4 protein-coding genes are annotated in these 3,599 nt (G+C 55.4%); all 4 read left to right on the top strand.

Annotation, left to right across the window (positions count from 1 at the left end):
* Positions 1 to 223 precede the first annotated feature (223 nt).
* A complete protein-coding gene (gene leuC, locus RTY00_RS21915; protein ID WP_312666220.1) occupies positions 224 to 1,645 on the top strand; it encodes a 3-isopropylmalate dehydratase large subunit in 1,422 nt (473 codons plus the stop codon).
* A 1-nt stretch (position 1,646) separates the two neighbouring features.
* Positions 1,647 to 2,282, top strand: coding sequence for a 3-isopropylmalate dehydratase small subunit (leuD, locus tag RTY00_RS21910; RefSeq protein ID WP_312666219.1), 636 nt, complete (start codon positions 1,647 to 1,649; stop codon positions 2,280 to 2,282).
* On the top strand, positions 2,279 to 3,193 hold the full coding sequence (locus RTY00_RS21905) for an alpha/beta hydrolase (RefSeq protein ID WP_312666217.1): 915 nt from the start codon (positions 2,279 to 2,281) through the stop codon (positions 3,191 to 3,193). The genes leuD and RTY00_RS21905 overlap by 4 nt, the downstream gene beginning before the upstream one ends.
* Positions 3,194 to 3,224: 31 nt before the next feature.
* Positions 3,225 to 3,599, top strand: a 375-nt coding sequence (locus RTY00_RS21900) for a LysR family transcriptional regulator (protein ID WP_312666215.1), incomplete at its 3' end; no start/stop codon positions are given.

Below are 3,599 nucleotides of genomic sequence, written 5' to 3'. Positions count from 1 at the left end.
TATGTGCCCGGTCTGATCTGTAACCCATCAGCCCGGTCATACCTTAATGCGCACCCTACGATATCCGCACCCGACAATCGTAGGGTCGCCATTTATGGCGACCGATTCACCTGATGCACATTCCATAAAACATCACTTCACGAAGCGTGTTCATTCCCCGCCCACAAACTGTATTACCCTAACGTCTCTAATGACTTGTTTTACTTTTCGCGTGGGCAACGGCATGGCTAACAAAACACTGTATGAAAAACTGATCGATCAGCATGTGGTTCGTAAGTTAGACGATGAAGGGCATGTGCTGCTCTACATCGATCGCTCGATTCTGAATGAATACACCAGCCCGCAGGCGTTCAGCGGCCTGCGCGATCACCAGCGTCCGGTGCGTAATCCGGGCACCATTCTGCTGAATGTCGATCACGTCAATCCGACGCGACCCGAGCGCGATGAGGCGATGACCGACGCGGGCGGGCAGTTACAAGTTGATTACTTCCGTCAAAACGCCGCGCATTTTGGTATCGAACTGTTCGATGTGCTGGACCCGCGCCAGGGCATCGAACACGTGGTGGCGCACGAGCAAGGTTTGGTGATGCCCGGCATGGTGATTGCCGCAGGCGACAGTCATACCACCACTTATGGCGCGTTTGGCGCGCTCGGTTTTGGCATCGGCACCTCGGAAATCGAGCATCTGCTGGCGACGCAAACCCTGATCTATCGCACACTGAAAACCATGCTGGTGACGGTGAGCGGCGAGCTGCCGTTTGGTTGTTCGGCGAAGGACATCATCATGGCGCTGATCGAACAGATTGGCGCATCGGGCGCGACCGGATTTGCCATTGAATTTGCCGGTGAAGCCATCGAAGCGCTGAGCATGGAAGGGCGCATGACGCTGTGCAACATGGCGGTGGAAGCCGGTGCGCGCGGTGCGATTATCGCGCCAGATGAAAAAGTGTTTGCCTATATCGCCGGCAAACCGCAAATGCCGACCGGCGAGCTGTGGCAGCAGGCCATTGCGGAGTGGCGCGATTTACGTAGCGATGCTGACGCGCGCTTTGACAGCCGCATCACCATCGATTGCAGCGATCTCGAACCGAAAGTGACCTGGGGAATCAGCCCGGATCAAGCCAGCGCCATCACCGGTCGCGTGCCCGATCCGGCACAGGAAAAAGATGCGGTGAAACAACAGACGCTGCGCAGCGCGCTGAAATATATGGGACTTGAGCCCGGCACGCCGTTAGCGGAAATCGCCATCACGCATGCCTTTATTGGTTCCTGCACCAACGGCCGCATTGAGGATCTGCGCGCCGCCGCCGCGATTATCGATGGACACAAAATCGCGCCGCACGTACGCGGCATTATCGTACCGGGATCGACGCAGGTGCGTCAGCAGGCAGAAGCGGAAGGTTTAGCCGCGATTTTCGTTAACGCCGGTTTCGAATGGCGTCAATCGGGCTGCTCAATGTGCCTGGCGATGAACGAAGATGTGTTAGCGCCCGGCGATCGCTGTGCGTCTGGCACCAACCGCAATTTCCCAGGCCGCCAGGGCGCCGGTGCGCGCACGCACTTAATGAGTCCGGCGATGGTCGCCGCCGCGGCGATTGCCGGTCATCTGGTTGATGTCCGTAAATTCATGACTGCAGAGGTTTAATATGGAAGCATTTAACAACATTACTGGCCCGCTCGCGCCATTACCGGCTGCCAATATTGATACTGATGTGATCATGCCCAAGCAGTTTCTCAAAGGCATCGATCGCCAGGATTTGGATCGCGGCGTGTTCTTCGACCTGCGCTTTCTGCCTGACGGCAGCCCGAATCCCGATTTCATTCTGAATCAGCCCGGCTGGGAAAACGCTGCCTTCTTACTGGTCGGTGCCAATTTCGGCTGTGGTTCCAGCCGCGAGCATGCGGTTTGGGGACTCAATCAGCTCGGCATCCGCGCCATTATCGGCACCAGCTTTGCCGGCATCTTCGACGATAACTGCCAACGGAATGGTGTTTTGACACTGACGCTAAGCGAAGAGGATTATCAGCGCCTGTGTGCAGTGGCGAATGATGCCGCTAATAACCGCATTACCGTGTCGCTGGAACAGCAGGCAATCCTTTTCAATAATCAACGCATTGCCTTTTCGGTCAGAGCCTTGAAACGCGAGATGTTATTGGGCGGCGGCAGCGCGGTGGACTGGACGTTGCAGTACGAATCCGATATCACCCAGTTTGAAGCGCAGCATTTCGCCCAGCGTCCGTGGCTGAAACGCGGTCCAATAGTACAGGATGCACAAGCATGAGTGAGATAACGCCACGCGGTGATTCCCCCTTTATCGACGGCTTTGCGCTGAGTGATGTGCGATTGGCGAACGGCGTGACGCTGCGCGTCGCCATCGGCGGAGAAGGCCCGCCGTTACTGATGCTGCACGGACATCCGCAAAATCATCTGGCGTGGCGCAAAATTGCGCCGCAGCTGGCGCAGAAATATCGCGTGATCCTGCCGGATCTGCGCGGTTACGGCGACAGCGACAAGCCGGTAAGTGATGAGACGCATCGTGCTTACTCGAAACGCGTGATGGCAGACGATATTAGCCTGCTGATCGACGCATTAGGTTTGGAGCGCGTGGCGTTTGTCGGTCACGATCGCGGTGCGCGCGTGGGCCATCGGCTGGCGCTCGATCATCCGGAAAAACTCTCCTGCTGCGTATTCGTCGATATTGCGCCGACCGCCACCATGTATGCGTTAACTAATAAAGAATTCGCCACGCGCTATTTCTGGTGGTTCTTTTTGATTCAACCTTATCCCTTGCCGGAAACCATGATCGGCCACGATCCGGCGTTATTCCTGCGTAAACACATTGATGGGCAATTAAAAACGCCGGGCGCTACCGAAGAGGCAATATTTAACGATTACCTGCGCTGTTATCAAACGAAAGAGATGATTCACGCAGTGTGCGAGGATTATCGCGCCGCGGCGACAATTGATTTAGACGATGATGCGCAGGACAGCGATAAACGCATTGAAGCGCCGCTGCTGCTGTTATGGGGAGAAAAGGGCACTGTTGGCCAGTTATATAACGTGGTGGAAACCTGGCAGGATAAAGCGCGCCATATTCAAGGCCACGCATTACCTTGCGGTCATTCACCGCATGAGGAAGTACCCGCACTGTTTTTAAGCCAGCTTCAGCCCTTCCTGGATTCTGTGTTATAACCGGCTAAATTTCTCTAACGCTGTGATGGTTATGAAGATACTGCTTGCCGGGAAAAGTTATCAGAAGCCGCTTGAGGGCTGGCCGTCGGTTGAAGATCTGTATGTATTTATCAGTGTGGCGCGCTATGAAGGTTTTGGCCGCGCCGCCATTGAGCTCGGCCAGTCGCCATCCTATATCAGCAAGCGTATTGCCATCCTTGAAAAGCAATTGGAAACCCGGCTGTTTTTCCGCACCAACCGCGTGATGCGTCTGACGCCAGAAGGTGAAAAGGCGCTGGAAGGCGCGCTGCAAGTGGTGCATGAGATGGATTCCTTCCTCAATAACTTCCAGCAGTGGCGCGGCGAACTGACTGGCGATCTTACCGTGGCTTGTTCATTTGGTTTTGGTCAGGATTATTTGTCCGAT

Origin of the sequence: Pantoea sp. CTOTU49201 (genome assembly GCF_032054795.1) — a bacterium.
Lineage (GTDB): Bacteria > Pseudomonadota > Gammaproteobacteria > Enterobacterales > Enterobacteriaceae > Pantoea > Pantoea symbiotica.
This window is presented reverse-complemented; position numbering and strand designations above follow the sequence as displayed.

Coding starts and splice junctions, on each gene's coding strand:
- leuD (WP_312666219.1), top strand. CDS start 1,647: ATGGAAGCATTTAACAACATTACTGGCCCGCTCGCGCCATTACCGGCT.
- RTY00_RS21905 (WP_312666217.1), top strand. CDS start 2,279: ATGAGTGAGATAACGCCACGCGGTGATTCCCCCTTTATCGACGGCTTT.
- leuC (WP_312666220.1), top strand. CDS start 224: ATGGCTAACAAAACACTGTATGAAAAACTGATCGATCAGCATGTGGTT.